Origin of the sequence: Microbacterium sp. Gd 4-13 (assembly GCF_003095395.1) — a bacterium.
In the GTDB taxonomy this organism is placed as follows: domain Bacteria; phylum Actinomycetota; class Actinomycetes; order Actinomycetales; family Microbacteriaceae; genus Microbacterium.
In genome coordinates this window covers 165,701-182,503 of the sequence record NZ_QEIJ01000003.1, presented here as the reverse complement: position 1 = coordinate 182,503, position 16,803 = coordinate 165,701, and the positions used below count along the sequence as shown (strand labels likewise).

Genomic DNA, 16,803 nt, shown 5'->3' with positions numbered 1-16,803 from the left:
GGAACTCACGTTCCAGCACCGATACGAGTCGTACCCTCCGGCGCCGGCCGTGTAGCAGCATCCGCTTCTTCCACGCCCCGCACCGCACAGGTCCGGGGCGTTCTTCTTTCCGCAGCAGCGTCGAGAGCAACCCGCCGGGCCGTGCCGCCCCGCCACGCACTCGCGCGATCTCGCGCACCGACGAAGGAAAGAAATCATGGAAAGGCTCACGAACCGCTTGTTCTCGTGGGCGAGCCTGATCGACGAGAAGACCGTCGACCAGGCCCGCACCTCGGCGAGCATGCCGTTCATCTACCCCCACCTCGCGCTCATGCCCGACGCCCACCTCGGGCTCGGTGCGACCGTGGGGTCGGTCATCCCGACGCTCGGGGCGATCATGCCCGCGGCCGTCGGAGTGGACATCGGATGCGGCATGATCGCCGTGAAGACCCAGTTCACCCGTTCCGACTTGGACGGGCGTGATCTGTCCGAGCTGCGCGAGCAGATCGAGCGGTCGATCCCGCTGTCGGCGGGTCGCGACAACCGGAAGATCGTCGCAACGGCCGAGCCGCGTGTCGCCGAGCTCGAAGCGCTCGCCGAAGCGGCCGAGTTCGACCCGGCCACCTACACCCGGCACTGGCGCAACCAGCTCGGGTCGCTGGGGAGCGGCAACCACTTCATCGAAGTGTCGGTCGACGAGGGCGACACGGTGTGGATGTTCCTCCACTCAGGGTCGCGGGGCGTGGGCAACAAGATCGCGCAGCACCACATCAAGGTCGCGCAGCGCCTGGCGAAGCAGTGGTGGATCGAGCTGCCGAACCCCGACCTCGCCTACCTCGTGGAGGGGACGCCGGAGTTCGCGGCCTACATCCGCGAGCTGCGGTGGGCGCAGCGGTTCGCACTCCTCAACCGTGAGGAGATGATGGACCGGGTCGCGAACCAGCTCGGCCGCTTCCTCGGGGTCGCCGTTGAGGAGCGCGAGCGCATCAACTGCCACCACAACTTCACCGAATCGGAGATGCACTTCGGCAAGCGCGTGTGGGTATCGCGCAAGGGCGCGATCATGGCCGACGACGGTCGGCCGGGGCTGATCCCCGGGTCGATGGGCACGGCGTCGTACGTGGTCACCGGCAAGGGGAATCCCCTGTCGCTGAACTCGTCGCCGCACGGAGCGGGGCGGGAGTACTCCCGCTCGGCTGCCCGCAAGACCTTCACGCACGAGCAGCTGCGCGAGGCGATGGTGGGCATCGAGTACCGCGACACCGACGCGTTCCTCGACGAGATCCCGGCCGCGTACAAGCCGATCGACCGGGTGATGGCGGATGCTGCCGACCTCGTGTCGGTGCGGCACACGCTGCGTCAGCTGGTGAACGTGAAGGGCGACTGACGTGAGGGGAGGGGTCGGGCATGCCGCCCGGCCCCTCCTCGCGCAGGCACCGGCTGCGGTCGCGCGTATCCGCACTGCTCAACTCTTGGTGCGGGTGCGCTTCCACCAGCCCACGGCCGTGTCGATCACGACGAACGCGGCGAGGGTGTATCCGACGAGGGGCAGCCAGAGCCCGATGAGGACGGCCGCCGTGATCACGACCGCCACGCCCCACGACGGAGCATCGCGGAGAGCGCCCCGGCGCGGTGGCGCTCCGACGAAAGCCTGAGTTCGGGTCGGGCGCCGTTTCCACCACATGAGGTATCCGAGGATCACCATTGCCGCAATCGACACGGCAACCGCGAAGAGCAGGATCTGGTTCCACAGACCCATGACACCCATGTGCGCGTCGATGCCCCAGCGTGCGAGTTTCGCGGGTAGGGAGTAGTCGGCGAAGTCGACCTGGTCGATGACCTGCAATGTGCTGCCGTCGATGGCGATCGAGTTCGCCGCGGTGGGCAGCTCCGTTCGCGTCTCGGCGACGGTCCAGCCCGTGCCCTCGGAGGCCGGCACGGAGATCTCCACCTGGGAGGAGGCGATGTTGTGACGCTGTGCGATGGAGAGCATCGTCTCGAACGCAGCGGGCGAGATCTCTGCCGTCGCGGGGGTCAGGCTCGGCGCATCGTTGTGGTGAGCGTGCTCCCCTCCGGCGGCGGCCGCGTCCGCGTCGGGCAGGGTCGCGTCGACGTACGGGGTCTGCCAGCTGATGGCCTGCCTGAAGGTTGTGACGTTCGCTCCGGCGAGCTGCGACCACGTCACGCCCGTCGCGGACAGGAAAAGGGCGCCGACGAGCACCCATACCCCGATCGCGGCGTGCCAGCTGAACGCGCGTCGGTATCCCTTCGCCTTCACATTCGGCACGACGAACTCTCGTTTGTTGCGGGCCCGCCGACGGCGCACGATCCACAGCAGGAGACCAGCGAGGGAGGTGATGCCGAGCCATGAGGCGGCGAGTTCGCCGTAGTAGCGACCGAAGTCCCCGAGGAAGAGGCTGCGGTGCAACTGATCAAGCCAGGTCCCGACGGCGAAGGATTTGTCCATCACCAGCTCATCGCCGAGGACGTCGCCGGTGCCGGGGTCGACGAACACATGGCGGTTCTGGAGTCGTATCGTGCCGTCTTCCGTGAAAGTGACCGCGGTCGTGCGCCCCGCCGACGGGGCAGGCTGCACCGACCGAATCGTGTCATCCGGGTGCGTCTCGGCGATGTAGGCCGTCGCGGCACGGATCTGGTCGGCCAGTGGCACGTTCTGTGCAGCGGGCTCCACCTGGAGAAGATGCGCATAGATCGCGCGATCGATGCTGGGCGCGACGGCGTAGGCGGCGCCGGTGAGCGCGGCGATGAGGATGAACGGGCCGATGAAGATGCCGACGTAGAAGTGCAGTCGGAGCATCAGTGGCGTGAACCACCCCTTGCCCCGGCGCGGAGACCGCGGGGACGGATCGGCGGCGGCGGGTTCGGGCGGATGCTGCGTTGTGGTTGTCATGCGACTCCGAGCTTTCAGGTGAGAAGGGTCTCGCCGATGTACCCGCCTTCGGCGCAGCCGGGCGGGATCGCGAAGACGGCGGAGCCGATGGGGGTGGTCCACTCGTTGAGCAGGTCGAGGTCATCGAGTCGCTGTTGGATGGGGGTGAACTGCCGTTGGACGTCGGCTTGGAAGGAGACGAAGATCAGGCCGGCGTTGGAGATCTGCCCGGCCGCCGGGGTGTCGTCGTAGTTGTACGCGCGGCGGAAGATGCGTTCGGCAGTGTCTTCGCTCCGCGCTCTGCGCAGGTGGGAGAACTCGGGGATGACGGGGAAGCCGATGGCGGTCTTCGCCTCGAAGTCGGGTTCGTCGAACTCATCCGTCCCGGTCAGCGGCGCGCCGTTGGACTGATAGCGCCCCACGGATTGGTCGCGGCCGGGCCGGTCGAGACGGTCCCACTTGTCGAGGTTCATCGCGATGCGACGCACGACCATCCCGGTTCCGCCGGCGAGCCAGCCTGTCCCGGTGTCCCACACGACGGTGTCGAAATCGGCGGTACCGGGCTCGGGGTTGGAGGTGCCGTCGACTTGCCCGAACAGATTCCGCATAGTGGTGCCGGGTTTGACCGTGCCGTGGGCTCGACGGAACCCCTGTTGTGTCCAGCGGACGGTGGCGAAGCTCCGGGTGTCTTTCAACAGCATCCGCCCGGCGTGTGCCACGGTCAGCGGGTCGTCGGCGGCGATCTGGATGAGCAGGTCTCCGTCGCCGTACTCGGGACGAAGCTGGTCGATCTTGAACGCGGGAAGCGGAGCGAGCCAGACGGGCGCGCTTCCCCCCGCACGCGCGACGAACCCCGGACCGAATCCGAACGTCACGGTCAGTCGGGACGGTGCGGTGACGAGCTCCGGTTCGGAGTCCGCCAACGCGGGCTGTCCCTGGGTCATACGTGCGGCGTCGTCCGAGACGATCCGCATCATCCGACGCATTCCGTCCCTGTCGACATCGGGGAGCAGATCGAGGGCGACGAACATGCCATGGGCTTGCGCGTTGGTGTCGATACCGGCCTGGTGTACGGCGTAGAACGGCACCGTGACCTCCCCGTTCAGCGGGACGGAGACATCGCCGGCCGTTCCGCTCTGGGCTTGCGCCGACGTGACGGCGTCGATCCCGATCGCCGCGGCGGCACCGACCCCGGCGACAGCTCCTCCGAGGAGGAACTGTCGCCGGGTGGCACCCGCGCGATCAGAGCCAGGAGTCCGATCGCGGCGGCTCACTACTCGCCCGAACCCATGTCGGAGCCCATGTCGGAGCCCATGTCCATCTCCATGTCGCCGCCCTCGTAGTTCTCGTTCGCGCCGGAGTAGTCCTTCACCGGCGCGGTGAACTCGTAGGTGGTGTCGTCGGCGAACGTGAGGGTGAAGGTGACTTCGTCGCCGGCCATCAGGGGCGAGGTCAGATCCATCAGCATGATGTGGTTGCCGCCGGGCTCCAGTGCTAGCGAGCCGCCGGCGGGGATGGTGAACCCGCCCTCGATCTGCCGCATCACCATTTCGCCGGTCTCGTTCTCGACCGTCTCGTGCAGTTCGAGCATCGACGACGCCTCGGTAGCGGCGGACGTCACGGTGATGTCGGTATCGCTGCTGTTGATGAGTTCGCCGAAGCCGGCGGACATGCCCGACTCCGCCGACTTGACCCATGCGTCGGAGATCGTGATGGCGTCCGCGCCGGTCGTGACCGCGGCGGGTGACTCGGCAGTGGCGGTACCGGCGCAGCCGGTGAGGGCGAGAGCGGCAGCGGCGAGCAGGATACCGAAGCGGCTGCGGGTGGAGAGAGTGGTCACAGGTGTGCCTTTCACAGAGAGTCGACGCCTCACGAAGCGGAGTCGTCGGTGCCGGCCGCGGTTGCGCGGCGGCGGAGAAGGAGGAAGACGGCGAGAACGCCGAGCGCGATGGCTGCGCCGGCTCCGCCGATCAGAGCGACACGGAACGCGCCCTGACCTTGAGAAGTGGTCTGAGATGCTGTGGTGTCGACGCCGGTGGTACCCGCCGCGTCCGATTCCGAGGAGGATTCGGCGGCGGCGTCGCGCACGAGCGGTTCACCGTCCCCGACGGTGAACGGGATGATTCCGGAGATCGGGTGGCCGTCGGAAGACACCACCCGCCACCGCACCTCGTAGCCGGCGTCCGCCATGCCCGGTTGCACCTCGACGGTGACCGATCCTTCGACCACGGCGGATTCACCGGCGGCCCAATCCTGGCCGTCCGCATCGGCCACCACGATCGCCGCGCCCATATCGAGGACGTCGGCGGAGAAGGTCAGCGTGACCTCCGATGGTGCAGCGAGGAGACGCTCGCCCGATGACGGGGTGCTGGAGAGGAGTTCGTCGTGCGCGGATGCGGGAGATGCCGTTGCGAGTAACGCAACAGCAGCCACCGCCATCCCCGCCGCAACAGTGCGGACACGGAACAACAGGGTCGACCTTTCGTTCATCGCCTTTGAACGGGCGACGGACAGCATGGAATCGCTCACCCGTCGGTGAGCACCCGCCCCTCGCCAGGTCGGCGTACGAGCGAGCTCAGACCACGCGTGCCACCGGCGGACCGCGCCGGCGAGAGACCGAAACGAAGAGCACCGACAGCGCCGGCGGCAGCGACACCGCCACGGCCTGAACACGGCGCGGCACGAGGACGAAAGACGGGATGGTGAACGCGGCGGCGCGGCTAACCCACGCCACCATCTGGCGAGCCACGTCGCGAAGGCGCAGGACCGCGCGCTCACCCCGGTACAGCGCGGCGACGGTGATGAGCGCCGCGACGGCATGCGCGATCCACATGGACGCTCCGGCGGTCGACACGACGGTCATGTCAGACGTCTCCATCGTCATGGACATGGCCGCATCATGATGGTGCGCATGGCCCGTTCCCGTCTTCGCGGATGGGCCGAACGTTCCGAGGACGAACAGGAGGTGGAACAACGCCTGGCTCCCCAGGACGGCTACTCCTAGCCGTGTCAGCGAGAGAGAGCGTCCTGCGAGCGCGGTGCACACCAGCACCGAGACGACGAGCGGGACCAAGATTCCGATCCAGCTCGGCGCAGTTCCGCCGCCGCTCACATGCGAGAGCAGAGCGACGAACGTGGCGATCGATGCCGCGAGCGAGCCGCGCACAAGGCGGGGCATCCTCGACGATCGCATGGTCGCCATTCTGTCAGGAGCGACGAGTCGCGGAATACCCTCGAGCAGAGAATCTGTCGACGACGATGGAACGCGGGCGAACGTGCCTTCGTGAGTGGTGCATCCGATGCGCGTCGGCCCGTCGGCCCGGCACCGCGAGGAGCGAATGCACGGTCACAATCATGGGGCGCGCGGGCCGGGCTCGGCGTCCGGCCGGTGCCTTCGGGGTATCACGCACATCGCGACGCATAAGGCGAAACTCGCGGCCGACCAGGCGAACGTGGCGGGTGCCAGCGTCGATTGCTCGCCGTAGCGGAGGAGATGGAATCCGACGGTGAGGGGCCCCGTGATGGCGACCACGACGAACGCCCATCGCGGATAGGAGTCGGGGTGCGGCACGAACGCTCGCCGGACGATCAGGAGCACGAGCACGACCGAGAGGATCACGGCGGCCCACAGCAGTGCGCCCGCCGATCCATCAGCGGTGACAGGATCCCCGAACCGGCGTCCTGAGGCCCCGGCTCCGGACCCGACGAAGAACAGCACGGCGAAGGGCAGTAGCACCCACATCGCCACGTCGAGGACGTGGCCCGAACGTCGGATCGATGGTCGATGACCTCGACGCCATTTCCGGCGCGATCCGACGTGGTCGTCAGGCGCGAGGTCGTCGTCCGACACAGCCGCTCCTCAGGCCACGGTGGTGATATCGCGGAGTTCGGCGCGCGTTGTCGAGAACCGCGTCGACGACGATCCACGTCCTCACCGAGATCATCTCGGGAGGGTACCAACCATCCTCGGATCGGTGCAGCGAGCGGACCCGCACGATCTGCACCTGTGGTGCCCCCGACTGGAATCGAACCAGCGACCTTTGGTACCGGAAACCAACGCTCTATCCCCTGAGCTACGGAGGCGGACTGAACGAGGCTACCACCGGCCGCGCCGCTCGCCCGTCACCCGGGCGGGCGCAGCATCCGTCAGATGACGGGGTCGGAGTCGGCGGCGGGTTCGCCCTCGTCGGTGATGGTGCCGGTCGGTTCCGCGTCATCCACGGTGTGGTGGGTGCCGAGCTCGTCGGCGAGAGCGCGTCCCTGGTCGACGGCTTCGTCTTTGCTCGAGAAGCTCGCCGACAGTTCGGGGCGCCCCTCGACGTAGTTCTCCCACTGACCGCGGTTCGAACGGGTGTGCACTTCGTCTTGAGCCATGCCCGCAGTCAACTCCGGTTGCGCGAGGGAATCACCGCCCTTGACACGGCAGCTGGAATACGGCGCGAAGGGTCGTCGTTCCCAGCCGTGTGATGTTCGATCCTGCAACGCTCGAGAGCGTGCTCTCGTCCCTCGACGTTCGGCTGGGTGACACACAACAGCGATCGCTGTCGGCCGGAGCCCGCCTGGGGGTGGATCGCGGCGTTCTGACGCTCGTCTACGTCGTCGCGGGGGAGATCACCGGGGATGCGTCGACCGAGACCGCTTGCGCGGTCGACGTCGCCGAGGGTGCCGCATCGCTGTGCGCGACCCGCACCCTTCTCGCCGGTGACGCGTTCCTCTCCTTCGGCCGGCGCGAGGTGACGCTGACGTCGACCTCGGGAGCGCGGCTGATGACGGCGCAGGTGCAGGTGACCTCCCTCGACGCCGTCCGATCGCTGCCGGGCGTGATCTTCGTCACGGGGTTCGCGCGGCTCGAGCCGGCAGCCGCCGCACTCGCCGCGCAGCTCGGTCCGGGGCACGGCGACGCGACGCGAGCCGGCGACCCCATGATCTGCCGTCTGATGGTGTCGACCGTGCTGCTGTCGGTGATCCGGGCGTGGGCCGACCACGACACCGCATCGCGGCTGCCGCTCACGACGGGCGACGACTACCTCGACCGGGTGGCGGCGGCGGTGCGCGACGACCCGGGGCGGCTCTGGACCGTGGACGCGCTCGCGACCATCGGCGCGATGTCGCGCACGGTGCTGTCCGAGCGGTTCCGCGCGGCCTTCGGCCGTTCACCCGCGAGCTACGTCACCGAGGTGCGCATGCGTCGTGCCCAGGAGCTGCTCCAGGCAGGACGCAGCGTGTCGGAGACCTCGCGCGCCTTGGGGTACGCATCCGACGAGGGGTTCAGCCGAGCCTTCCGCCGCCACGTCGGCGTCGTGCCGTCATCGTGGCGCGCCGGTCGTCGCGGCGGCGTCGCGGTCTGAGATCGGGCGGGGCGGTGCAGCCGCCCTCGCCCTCCCCGTGGCTCAGCGCTCGCCGACCTCGGCTCTCGACGACGCGCGGTTCGACGCCCCGAAGAGGGCGGCGCCCACCAGGAGCAGCACAATGCCGATGACGTAGTTCGCTTCGACGCCGAGGCTGTCGACGAGCAGGCCGCCGAAGCCCGCCGCCAGCACGATGGCCCCCTGGAACCCGACGACGACGAGGCTCCCGCCCGCCTCGAGCCGGTCGGGCATCCGGTGACCGACCCACGCGTTGACGATGATCAGCCACGAGGCGAAGAACATGCCCCAGACGAACACGGCGGCACCGACCGCCACGACCGCCCCGGGCAGCAGCAGCACGCCGACCACCGCGACGGCCATGGCGACGGGCGCGAAGACGCCGAAGAACGCGAACGAGCGGTCGATGACCAACCCGATCACGATGTTGCCGATCAGGCCGCCGGCGCCGAAGAGCGCGAGGAGCACCACGACAGTGCCCGCGTCGACGTCGGGCGTGCGCTCCAGCGCCAGCCGGACGTACGTGTAGGCGAGGAAGTGGCCCAGCACGATGAGCACGTGCCCGGCGAGTCCGAGCCCGACGCCGCGCCGGCGCACGGTGTCGACGAGAATCCGGATGCTGGCGGCCTGGGTCGCCGGCACGCTCGGCAGCGAGACGCGGAGCGGAATGGCCAGGAGCGCGGTGGCGACCCCGATGATGAGGAACGTCGCTCGCCAGTCGACCAGCTCGCTCAACACGACGCCGAGCGGAACGCCGGCGACGGTGGCGAGCGACATGCCCGCGGAGGTGAACATCACCGCGCGACCGACCCGCTCGGGGCCCGCCACGTGCGCGGCCACGGTGATCGACATCGCCCAGAAGGCGCTGATGGCCGCCCCCAGCAGGAAGCGCGCGAGCAGCACCAGCACGAGGTTGGGCGCGATGGCCGCGAGCACTCCCGATGCCCCCGCCGCGAGGGCCATCACGACGAGAAGGGTTCGACGGTCGAGTCTCGGGAAGATCAGCCCGACCGTCGGGGCGACGACGAGACCCACGAGCGCGGTGACGGTGACCGTCTGACCCGCCTGCCCCGGGGTGACCCCGAGCCCCTCCGCCATCTCGGTGAGCACGCCGTTCGGAAGGAATTCGGCCGTCACCAGCAGGAAGCTCATGAGCATGAGAGCGATGAGCGCGCCGTAGGGCATGCGCTTCGCTCCCGTGGCGACCTGGACGGGCACGGGGGAGGTCGTAGTCATTGGTCCACTCTCGCGGTCGCCGGCCACCGCCGCCCGACCGGACGTCCGCCGCATCCGACGATTCGTCCGTTCTGCCTGCCCGCTGACGTGCCTCGCGGGGCTTGCGCAGGGAGCCGTCGCCCGACGGGCGGCACCTCGAGCGGGCCCGGTCGGCGGCGCGCGAACACGTCGGAAACGCGTGCGAGGATTGCTCGGTGCAGCGCCTCGTTACCGCCGAACTCGACCTCGAGCTCGCAGCATCCGCAGACCTCATCTTCCAGATCACCGCGGCGTCGAACGTGCCGGTCTCGAGCGAGCAGCTGACCTTCACGCAGGGCGATCGCGTCTACACCCCGACCGAGATCGTCGACCAGTCGGGAAGTCGTCTGCACCGCTTCACCGGCGAGGCAGGAGCCCTCACGGTCCGCTACGACGCAACGGTCTCGGGCGCAGCAGCGATCGCCCACACGAGCGATCTCGAGACCATCACCTACCTGCGCCCGAGCCGCTACTGCCAGTCCGACGAGGTGTTCGCCCAGGCGCGGCGTCAGTTCCGAGGACTCACCGGTGTCGAACTCGTCGACGCCGTCTCGCAGTTCGTCTCCGCGAGCGTGGTGTACACGCCCGGGCTCAGCCTCGGAACCGACAGCGCGGTGACGACGCTGATGACCGGCCAGGGCGTCTGCCGCGACTACGCGCACGTGGTGATCGCCCTGCTGCGCGCGATGGACGTGCCCGCCCGCTACGCCGCGTGCTTCGCGCCCGGACTCGAGCCGATGGACTTCCACGCGGTCGCCGAGGCCTACATCGACGGGTCGTGGTACGTCATCGACGCCACCCGCCTCGCCGACCGGCGCTCGCTCGTACGCATCGCGACGGGCCGCGACGCGGCCGACTGCGCCTTCCTCAGCTATCACGGCGCGAACCTCACGCTCGAGCGCATGCGTGTCGACGCGTGGGTCACGGATGCTGCGCCCGAGCCCGCCGACGATCACGCGACGCTCGTGCAACTGGCCTGACCGGGGCTGCGGCGCCGACCCGGCCCGCAGCCGCGCAAACCCTAGACTGGTGAGGCTATGGATCCTGACGTTCTCTCCGCCGCCCTGCTCGCCGTCGTGACGCCTCTCGCCGAGGCGCGACGCGAAGGGTCGACCGAGGGTCTCACCGCGGCCGACCTGCCGCTCGAACGGCCCAAGAACCGCGACCACGGCGACTGGGCGTCGAACGCCGCCATGAAGCTCGCGAAGAAGGTCGGCGCGAACCCCCGCGAGCTCGCCGCCGAGATCGCCGCCGGGCTCGAGAGCGTCGACGGCATCGCGAGCGTCGAGGTCGCCGGCCCCGGGTTCATCAACATCCGCCTCGATGCCGCCGCTGCCGGCGCCCTGGCCAAGGCCATCGTCGAGGCCGGTGCCGCCTTCGGGTCGAACGACAGCCAGCGCGGCACCTCCATCAACCTCGAGTTCGTCAGCGCCAACCCGACCGGACCGCTGCACATCGGGCACACGCGGTGGGCGGCCCTGGGCGACTCGATCGCGCGCCTGCTGCTGGCCAGCGGCGCCACGCTCGTGCGCGAGTTCTACATCAACGACGCCGGCGCGCAGATGGAGCGCTTCGGCCGCTCGGTCGTCGCGGCCGTCAACGATGAAGCCGCACCCGAAGACGGCTACGCCGGCGACTACATCCGGCAGCTCGCGGCCCGTGTCGTCGAAGCCCGGACCGATATCGCGTCGCTCGAGCGTTCCGAGCAGATCGAGCTCGCGACGGAGCTTGCCTACGGATTCCAGCTCAACGAGATCATGGCGTCTCTCGAGCGCTTCAACGTGCACTTCGACGTCTGGTTCTCCGAGCGCGTGCTGCACGCCCGGAACGACGGCGCCCCGAGCCTCGTCGACGAGGCCGTCGACCGCCTCCGCGAGCAGGGTCACGTGTTCGACGACGAGGGCGCCGTCTGGGTGCGCACCACCGACTTCGGCGACGACAAAGACCGCGTCATCCGGCGGTCCAACGGCGAGTACACCTACTTCGCCGCCGACGCCGCCTATTACCTCAACAAGGGCGACCGCGGCTTCGCGCACAAGATCTACCTGCTCGGCGCCGACCATCACGGCTACGTGCACCGTCTCAAGGCGCTCGCGGGCGCGGCCGGCGAAGACCCCGAGAAGAACGTCGAGGTGCTCATCGGGCAGCTCGTGTCGATCAACGGCGCCAAGCTCAGCAAGCGCGCGGGCAACATCATCGAGCTCGACGACCTGCAGGCCTGGCTCGGCACCGATGCGCTGCGCTACTCCCTCGGGCGCTACCCGGCCGATTCGCCGCTGACGCTCGATCCCGAGATCCTGCAGAAGCGCACGAACGACAACCCCGTCTTCTACGTGCAGTACGCCCACGCGCGCACGCACAACGTGGCGCGCAACGCCGCATCCTCGGGTGTGGACCGTTCGGAGTTCGCCCCCGAACTGCTCGATCACGAGACCGAGTCGGCGCTCCTGGGCGCCCTGCAGGAGTTCCCGCGCGTGGTCGCCTTCGCCGCCGAGGTGCGCGAACCGCACCGCGTCGCCCGCTACCTCGAAGAGCTCGCAGGCCTCTACCACCGCTGGTACGACAGCTGCCGGGTGATCCCGCTCGGCGACGAACCCGTCGCATCCGTGCACCGCACCCGCCTGTGGCTGAACGACGCCACCGGTCAGGTTCTGCGCAACGGACTCGACCTGCTGGGCGTGAGCGCTCCGGAACGGATGTGACCCGATGACCGACGCCGACACGCTGCCGTTCGAACCGACGGAGCAGCCGAAGCGTCGGCGTCGCCTGTGGCCGTGGATGGTCACGCTCGTCATCGTGCTCGTGCTCGTCGGGTCGGCCGCCTTCGGCGCCGAGTGGCTCGCGCGCGGAGCGGTGACCGGCGGCATCCGCACCCTGGTCGTGTCGCAGGCCGGCCTCCCCGCCGACCAGCCCGTCGACGTCGAGGTGCCCGGGCTCGTCATTCCCCAGCTGATCTCCGGAACGCTCGACGAGGTCACCATCGCCTCCGAGGATGTGACGTTCGGCGAGCTGTCGGGTGACGTGCGGGTCACGATCACCGACATGCCGATCCGGGCCGATGCCGCCGCCGGACCGGGAACCGCCACCGTGCGCCTCGACCAGACCCAGCTTCGCGCCCTTCTCTCGACGGTAGACGGGTTTCCGGCGGATGCTGCGGGGATCGCCGCGCCCGACGTGACCGTATCGACCGAGCTCAGCCTGTTCGGCGTCGGTATCCCGGTGGGGATCGCGCTCCTCCCGGCCGCGGGGAGTGCGGGGGATCTCACGCTCACGCCGTCGTCGTTCTCGGCGGGCGGGGTAGAGCTCACCGCCGACGCCCTGCGCCAGCAGTTCGGCGGTCTCGCCGACACGGTGCTGCGCACGTGGGACGTCTGCATCGCCCAGTACCTCCCGTCGGCCCTCACGCTGACCTCGGTCTCCGTCGACGGAGCGGAGGTCGTCGCCGACTTCGACATCGACGGCGCCGTCGTCGTCGATCCGCTGCTGCGTCAGAACGGCACCTGCGGCTGATTCGCCTGCCGTTCACCGCTCGATCCGCTCTCGTTCCTCCCACCGTCGCCCGGCACGCCCCGAGGTGTCGGCACACTGCGTGAATGGTCATGGAATCCGAGCGCACCGAGGTGCTGGCGCCCGTCGTTCCGGTTCCCGCGGTGAACCCCGAGTCCCGCGGATCGGGGCGCGCGGGGCGTATCGCCGTGGTCGTGGTCGTCGTGCTCGTCTTCGTCGGGCTCGTCTTCGGCGTCCTCGACTGGATCGCGCGCTCGATGCTGCAGTCGACGATCAGCCGATCGGTCATCCAGGTGAGCGGACTGCCCGCCACGCAACGAGTCGACACCGAGATCTCCGGGCCGGTGCTGCCCCAGTTGCTGCTGCGCAATCTGAGCCTGGTCACCGTGTCGTCGCAGAACGTGAACCTCGCCGGCGGCGCGGGCGATTCGTCACTCGAACTCACGGACGTGTCTCTCGGCGAGCAGAGCACGGCGCGCGAGGTGCGCGGCGAGCTTCGCATCGATGCGAGCCAGCTCGCCTACATGGCGGCGGCGAGCGGCGGCAGTGCGACGTTCGGTTTCGATGGTGCCGACGTCACCGCGTCGACCGCGGTCTCGGCGGGCGGGCGGAAAGCCTCCGTCGGATTGACCCTCGCGCCAGGTCATTCCCAAGGGGCGATCACGCTCACCACTTCTTTGGTGCGTTTCGACGAGGCGCAGAGCACGGTCGACGACCTGCGCGCCCGGTACGGCGACGAGGCCCTCGCCTCGCTGCAGCCGCGCTCCGTGTGCCTCGCGACCGAGCTCCCCGCGACGGCGCGCATCACGTCGGTGGCTGTGGAAGGCCAGCAGCTCGTGGCGCGCTTCGCGGTCGACGCGACAGCCCTCGACGCGGCCGCCCTCGGCGAGAAGGGCACCTGCGGCTGACGCGCAGCGTCGGTTCGGCCGGGGCAGTGCGCGGCGGTGCCCTAGACTTCAACCACCCGCGGCGTGGACGAGCCCACGGCATCCGTTGCCTGGCGACCGGCGCCGCCGCATCCGTCGATTGGTCCCCTCCGTGTCCGCCTCGCCTGCCGCGCCGCTCGCACCCGAGTGGTTGTCCGTCCCCGCCGACGCGAACGACCTGTCGGCCCGCATCTGGCCGGCGTCCGCCCGCCGAGACGCCGACGGGACCCTCGAGCTCGGCGGTGTGTCGGCCCGTGAGCTCGTCGAGACGTTCGGCTCGCCGCTCTACGTCGTCGACGAAGAAGAGGTGCGCGCCCACGCGCGCCGCGCGCGTGACGCGTTCGCCTCGGCCGCGGCGACGCACGGCGTGAAGGCCCGCACCTACTACGCCGGCAAGGCGTTCCTCAGCACCGAGATCGTCCGCTGGGTGACGAGCGAAGACCTCTCGGTCGACGTGTGCTCGCGCGGTGAGCTCGAGGTTGCCCTCGCCGGTGGCGCCCAGCCCGCGCGCATCGGCTTCCACGGCAACAACAAGTCCGTGTCCGAGCTCGAACGCGCGGTCGAGGTCGGCGTCGGATCGATCATCGTCGACAGCCCCATCGAGATCGAACGTCTCGCGGCGATCACCGAGCGCCTCGGCGCGGTGCAGCGCGTGCTCGTGCGCGTGCGCACGGGTGTGCACGCCGAGACGCACGCGTTCCTCGCGACGGCCCACGAAGACCAGAAGTTCGGTTTCTCGATGACGGATGCGGCGACCGCGGTCGCGCGGATCCGCGAGGTGCCGGGACTCGACTTCATCGGACTCCACGCCCACATCGGCTCGCAGATCTTCGACGCCTCCGGGTTCCGCGCGTCGGCGGCGCGTCTGGTCGAGCTGCACGCCGAACTCCTGGCCGGGGGAGAGATCCCGCTCCTCAACGTCGGCGGCGGTTTCGGCATCGCCTACACGTCCCACGACGACCCGCGCCCGCTCGAAGAGATCGCGTCGGGCATCGTCGACGCGGTCGCCGCCGAGTGCGCGGCGCGCAGCATCCCGATCCCCGACATCGCGTTCGAGCCCGGCCGCGTCATCGTCGGTCAGGCCGGCGTCACGCTCTACGAGGTGGGCACGGTCAAGCCCGTCCGCGTCGGCGACGACCTCGAGCGCGTCTACGTCAGCGTCGATGGCGGCATGAGCGACAACGCCCGCCCCGCCCTCTACGGCGCGCAGTACAGCGCGCGGATCGCGTCGCGCACGACCGCCGCCGCGCCCGCGCTGAGCCGCGTCGTCGGACACCACTGCGAGTCGGGCGACATCGTCGTCGACGCCGAGTACCTCCCCGGCGACGTCGCCCCGGGCGACCTCCTCGCCGTGCCCGCCACCGGCGCCTACTGCTTCTCGCTGGCGAGCACCTACAACTACACCCCGCGGGCCGCGGTCGTCGCCGTGCGCGACGGTGAAGCCCGCGTCATCGTGCGCCGCGAGAGCGTCGCCGACCTCCTCTCCCGCGACGTCGGAGCTGTCGTGGCGGCGGAGACCACCACCGAAGGGATCGCATGACCGATTACCGTCGCCTCCGAGTCGCGCTGCTGGGTGCGGGCTCCGTCGGCTCGCAAGTCGCCTCGCTTCTCCTGCGGCACGGCGCCGAGCTCGCCGACCGTGCCGGAGCCTCGCTCGAACTCGCCGGCATCGCCGTCCGCGACGTCGACGCGCCCCGCGACGTCGACCTGCCCCGCGAGCTGTTCACGACCGACGCGGAGCAGTTGATCGTCGGTGCCGACATCGTCATCGAGCTGATGGGCGGCATCGACCCGGCCCGCGAGTACGTGCTGCAGGCGATCAACTCCGGCGCCGACGTCGTGACGGCCAACAAGGCGCTCCTGGCGACCCACGGCCCCGAGATCTTCGACGCGGCCGACCAGGTGGGCGCGCAGGTCTACTACGAGGCCGCCGCCGCCGGTGCGATCCCCATCATCCGGCCCCTGCGCGACTCGCTCGCCGGCGACCGCGTGCAGCGCATCATGGGCATCGTCAACGGAACGACGAACTACATCCTCGACCGCATGGACGCCGAGGGCGCCGACTTCGCCGACGTGCTCGCGCAGGCGCAGGCGCTCGGCTACGCCGAAGCCGACCCGACGGCCGACGTGGAGGGCTACGACGCGGCGCAGAAGGCCGCGATCCTCGCGAGCCTGGCGTTCCACACCGCGGTGCCGCTCGAGGCCGTGCACCGCGAGGGCATCACGAGCATCGACAGCTCGATGATCGACGCCGCACGTCACGCCGGCTACGTCATCAAGCTCCTCGCCGTCTGCGAGCGCCTCGCGGCGACCGACGGCGACGGCGAATCGATCTCGGTGCGGGTCTACCCCGCCCTCGTCGATCGCGCGCACCCTCTCGCTAGCGTCCACGGCGCGAACAACGCGGTCTTCGTCCAGGCGGAGGCCGCCGGCAACCTCATGTTCTACGGCGCGGGTGCCGGGGGAGTGCAGACCGCCTCGGCCGTGCTCGGCGACGTGGTCTCGGCTGCTCGTCGGCACGTCGCCGGCGGCGTCGGAGTCGCCGAGTCCACGCGCGCGAACCTGCCGGTCTCGCCGATCGGACGCGTCATCACGCGCTACCAGATCACGCTCGAGGTCGACGACCAGCCCGGAGTGCTCGCGACCATCGCCGGCATCCTGAACGAGGGGCGCGTCTCGATCGCGACCGTCGAGCAGACGGTGCTCGCCGCGGCGGCCGCGCCGACGGCAGAACCCCCGACCGAAGACGCACCGAAGGCCCGCCTGGTCATCGGCACGCACAAGGCACGCGAGAAAGACCTCAGCGAGACCGTCGATCGGCTCGCCGCCACCGGCGTGGTCGACCGGGTCGTATCTGTACTGCGGGTAGAAGGAGACTGAG

Annotated in this window: 16 protein-coding genes and 1 tRNA gene; 8 read left to right on the top strand and 9 right to left on the bottom strand. The window is 69.7% G+C overall.

The genetic code is table 11. The features are described from left to right. The first annotated feature begins 196 nt into the window (after nucleotides 1-196). The gene (locus tag DEA06_RS07985) at nucleotides 197-1,366 is read left to right on the top strand and encodes an RtcB family protein (protein ID WP_116647457.1); all 1,170 of its coding nucleotides are present in this window, start codon (nucleotides 197-199) and stop codon (nucleotides 1,364-1,366) included. 78 nt (nucleotides 1,367-1,444) lie between these two features. Here the strand turns inward: DEA06_RS07985 and DEA06_RS07980 are convergent, their stop codons facing one another. From DEA06_RS07980 to DEA06_RS07945, 8 genes are all read right to left on the bottom strand, one after another. Then, entirely contained in the window at nucleotides 1,445-2,890 is a 1,446-nt protein-coding gene (locus DEA06_RS07980; RefSeq protein ID WP_116647456.1) for a PepSY domain-containing protein, read from the bottom strand. Between the two features lie 14 nt (nucleotides 2,891-2,904). Further along, the gene (locus DEA06_RS07975) at nucleotides 2,905-4,143 is read right to left on the bottom strand and encodes a Dyp-type peroxidase (RefSeq protein ID WP_116647455.1); all 1,239 of its coding nucleotides are present in this window, start codon (nucleotides 4,141-4,143) and stop codon (nucleotides 2,905-2,907) included. Then, nucleotides 4,143-4,709 carry a copper chaperone PCu(A)C gene (locus DEA06_RS07970; RefSeq protein WP_116647454.1) on the bottom strand — a complete coding sequence of 189 codons (567 nt, stop codon included), beginning with the start codon at nucleotides 4,707-4,709 and terminating at the stop codon, nucleotides 4,143-4,145. The genes DEA06_RS07975 and DEA06_RS07970 overlap by 1 nt, the downstream gene beginning before the upstream one ends. A 29-nt stretch (nucleotides 4,710-4,738) precedes the next feature. Beyond that, nucleotides 4,739-5,308, bottom strand: a complete 570-nt coding sequence (locus DEA06_RS07965; protein WP_240606879.1) for a copper resistance CopC family protein — start codon at nucleotides 5,306-5,308, stop codon at nucleotides 4,739-4,741. Nucleotides 5,309-5,444: 136 nt separating this feature from the next. Further along, on the bottom strand, nucleotides 5,445-6,062 hold the full coding sequence (locus DEA06_RS07960; protein ID WP_133241718.1) for a hypothetical protein: 618 nt from the start codon (nucleotides 6,060-6,062) through the stop codon (nucleotides 5,445-5,447). Between the two features lie 159 nt (nucleotides 6,063-6,221). After that, entirely contained in the window at nucleotides 6,222-6,719 is a 498-nt protein-coding gene (locus DEA06_RS07955) for a hypothetical protein (RefSeq protein ID WP_116647451.1), read from the bottom strand. Between the two features lie 157 nt (nucleotides 6,720-6,876). Further along, nucleotides 6,877-6,952 (bottom strand) — tRNA-Arg (locus DEA06_RS07950). A 63-nt stretch (nucleotides 6,953-7,015) separates the two neighbouring features. Next, on the bottom strand, nucleotides 7,016-7,243 hold the full coding sequence (locus DEA06_RS07945) for a DUF2188 domain-containing protein (protein ID WP_116647450.1): 228 nt from the start codon (nucleotides 7,241-7,243) through the stop codon (nucleotides 7,016-7,018). A 92-nt stretch (nucleotides 7,244-7,335) separates the two neighbouring features. Here DEA06_RS07945 and DEA06_RS07940 point away from each other — a divergent pair, with 92 nt between their 5' ends. Further along, nucleotides 7,336-8,217, top strand: coding sequence for an AraC family transcriptional regulator (locus tag DEA06_RS07940; protein WP_116647449.1), 882 nt, complete (start codon nucleotides 7,336-7,338; stop codon nucleotides 8,215-8,217). 42 nt (nucleotides 8,218-8,259) lie between these two features. Here DEA06_RS07940 and DEA06_RS07935 read toward each other — a convergent pair whose 3' ends face one another. Then, nucleotides 8,260-9,471, bottom strand: a complete 1,212-nt coding sequence (locus DEA06_RS07935; RefSeq protein WP_116647448.1) for an MFS transporter — start codon at nucleotides 9,469-9,471, stop codon at nucleotides 8,260-8,262. Between the two features lie 194 nt (nucleotides 9,472-9,665). Between DEA06_RS07935 and DEA06_RS07930 the strand changes: the two genes are divergently transcribed. The 6 genes from DEA06_RS07930 (at nucleotide 9,666) to DEA06_RS07905 (ending at nucleotide 16,802) form a co-directional block, all read left to right on the top strand. Beyond that, entirely contained in the window at nucleotides 9,666-10,469 is an 804-nt protein-coding gene (locus DEA06_RS07930; protein ID WP_116647447.1) for a transglutaminase family protein, read from the top strand. A gap of 57 nt (nucleotides 10,470-10,526) precedes the next feature. Continuing rightward, entirely contained in the window at nucleotides 10,527-12,191 is a 1,665-nt protein-coding gene (locus DEA06_RS07925) for an arginine--tRNA ligase (RefSeq protein WP_116647446.1), read from the top strand. A gap of 4 nt (nucleotides 12,192-12,195) precedes the next feature. Further along, nucleotides 12,196-12,999 carry a DUF2993 domain-containing protein gene (locus DEA06_RS07920; protein WP_116647445.1) on the top strand — a complete coding sequence of 268 codons (804 nt, stop codon included), beginning with the start codon at nucleotides 12,196-12,198 and terminating at the stop codon, nucleotides 12,997-12,999. Nucleotides 13,000-13,082: 83 nt separating this feature from the next. Next, nucleotides 13,083-13,904: an LmeA family phospholipid-binding protein gene (locus tag DEA06_RS07915; protein WP_133241717.1), complete on the top strand. Its 822-nt coding sequence runs from the start codon at nucleotides 13,083-13,085 to the stop codon at nucleotides 13,902-13,904. Nucleotides 13,905-14,034: 130 nt separating this feature from the next. Further along, nucleotides 14,035-15,462: a diaminopimelate decarboxylase gene (gene lysA, locus DEA06_RS07910; protein WP_116647443.1), complete on the top strand. Its 1,428-nt coding sequence runs from the start codon at nucleotides 14,035-14,037 to the stop codon at nucleotides 15,460-15,462. After that, nucleotides 15,459-16,802 (top strand): homoserine dehydrogenase, encoded by a 1,344-nt coding sequence (locus DEA06_RS07905; protein ID WP_116647442.1) that lies wholly within the window; start codon nucleotides 15,459-15,461, stop codon nucleotides 16,800-16,802. Before lysA ends, DEA06_RS07905 begins: the two co-directional genes overlap by 4 nt. Nucleotide 16,803 lies beyond the last annotated feature (1 nt).

Coding starts and splice junctions, on each gene's coding strand:
- DEA06_RS07985 (WP_116647457.1), top strand. CDS start 197: ATGGAAAGGCTCACGAACCGCTTGTTCTCGTGGGCGAGCCTGATCGAC.
- DEA06_RS07980 (WP_116647456.1), bottom strand. CDS start 2,890: ATGACAACCACAACGCAGCATCCGCCCGAACCCGCCGCCGCCGATCCG.
- DEA06_RS07965 (WP_240606879.1), bottom strand. CDS start 5,308: ATGGCGGTGGCTGCTGTTGCGTTACTCGCAACGGCATCTCCCGCATCC.
- DEA06_RS07960 (WP_133241718.1), bottom strand. CDS start 6,062: ATGCGATCGTCGAGGATGCCCCGCCTTGTGCGCGGCTCGCTCGCGGCA.
- DEA06_RS07945 (WP_116647450.1), bottom strand. CDS start 7,243: ATGGCTCAAGACGAAGTGCACACCCGTTCGAACCGCGGTCAGTGGGAG.
- DEA06_RS07940 (WP_116647449.1), top strand. CDS start 7,336: ATGTTCGATCCTGCAACGCTCGAGAGCGTGCTCTCGTCCCTCGACGTT.
- DEA06_RS07935 (WP_116647448.1), bottom strand. CDS start 9,471: ATGACTACGACCTCCCCCGTGCCCGTCCAGGTCGCCACGGGAGCGAAG.
- DEA06_RS07925 (WP_116647446.1), top strand. CDS start 10,527: ATGGATCCTGACGTTCTCTCCGCCGCCCTGCTCGCCGTCGTGACGCCT.
- DEA06_RS07920 (WP_116647445.1), top strand. CDS start 12,196: ATGACCGACGCCGACACGCTGCCGTTCGAACCGACGGAGCAGCCGAAG.
- DEA06_RS07915 (WP_133241717.1), top strand. CDS start 13,083: ATGGTCATGGAATCCGAGCGCACCGAGGTGCTGGCGCCCGTCGTTCCG.
- DEA06_RS07905 (WP_116647442.1), top strand. CDS start 15,459: ATGACCGATTACCGTCGCCTCCGAGTCGCGCTGCTGGGTGCGGGCTCC.